The following is a 1,239-nucleotide window of genomic DNA, read 5'->3' as shown; positions in this document are numbered from 1 at the left end:
GCACACCAGACTTTGATGGGCTGGCCGCTCTGTTTTGCAGCGGCGATGGTTTGAATCCATTGTTCTTCCCGAACTGCCATTGCTCTCTTTTCCATGTTTGCCTCCTCTGTAGGTTTTCTCAGCGAGGGCGTGTATTTTTGAGAGTGGTCTCAAAAATACACGCCCACTACATGGAATAATTCTCTCACTGTGAGACTGGGTTTAGCAAGTACGCCGTTTCGTGAGGCGCTTACGAGAAAGCGGCGTGCCGAACGAAAGGAACCCATCAAAAAGAAAACCACCCACAGCCACAAACGGGTCAGCAGAACGGACCCGGAAGCTGGTCATATGAAACGCCCTGGCAAACCCGAAGGACCCTATTACCTGGTTCATGAGACTCTTGATACAGACCATGGAATCATTCTGGCTGTCACAACAACTGCAGGAAATGTTTATGACAGTGTCCCTTATTTGGATCAGATAGAGGACGTCCATAAAAATATCGTTCCAGTTCAAATTGCCACGGCAGATTCAGCGTATGATTTCGCTTTGGCTCATCAGGTATTGGATGAAAACGGGATTTCCTTTTTCGTGCGGCCAAAGCCAAATACGGCTCAGATAACAGTAGAATTTGACCGAACTTATTTTTCGTATGATTCAGAAAAAGATGTGTATATTTGTCCCAATCAAAAGGAGCTTCATCCCAGAAGTCTCGTTCGGAGAGATGGCGGCATTTTCTGGAAATATTGGGCCAGCAGAAAAGATTGTAAATTCTGTCCGCTTCAATCAAAGTGTTTAACCAAAAAAGGATCTTTGACAGCGCGATATCTGTTGGACAATTACTTTCGTGCACCTGTACAGAAAAACATGGCACAGAAAGATTCTCCTGAATATCGCAAGGCTCTTAAAAAGAGACAGATCTGGTGTGAAGGTACTTTTGCTGCACAGAAATGGAGCCACAATTTAAAACGCCTGTTACGGCGCGGATTAGAGGCAGCGACAGATCACTGCCTCCTTTCGGCGACCGCAATCAACTTAAAACGAATGATAAAGTATATGGGATGACGCCTCCAGGCGTCTTTTTTCTTGCCATTTTTCAACAAACAGCAAATCTGAAACAGATTTATCTGTACGATTCCGCTATTTGTCAACAGCTCCAAAATGTCCAGCACCAACTGAACCAAAATCAAGTGGTCAAAATGGTGTGCACCCCGTCAAGAGGACAACGAAATAAATCAACAAAAATCATCTCAAGCTGCC

Annotated in this window: 1 protein-coding gene; it reads left to right on the top strand. The window is 44.9% G+C overall.

Annotated elements, in window-relative coordinates:
• Window positions 1-327: 327 nt before the first annotated feature.
• Window positions 328-1,044, top strand: a complete 717-nt coding sequence (locus tag B5F27_RS16215; RefSeq protein ID WP_087369068.1) for a transposase — start codon at window positions 328-330, stop codon at window positions 1,042-1,044.
• Window positions 1,045-1,239: the final 195 nt, after the last annotated feature.

It is taken from the genome of Faecalibacterium sp. An192 (assembly GCF_002160175.1).
In the GTDB taxonomy this organism is placed as follows: Bacteria; Bacillota; Clostridia; order Oscillospirales; family Ruminococcaceae; genus Faecalibacterium.
The sequence above is the reverse complement of the archived record's forward strand: the minus strand, read 5'-3'. Positions and strand labels throughout refer to the sequence as shown.

Excerpts from the sequence above, each read along its gene's own strand:
- B5F27_RS16215 (WP_087369068.1), top strand. The coding sequence starts at position 328 with ATGAAACGCCCTGGCAAACCCGAAGGACCCTATTACCTGGTTCATGAG.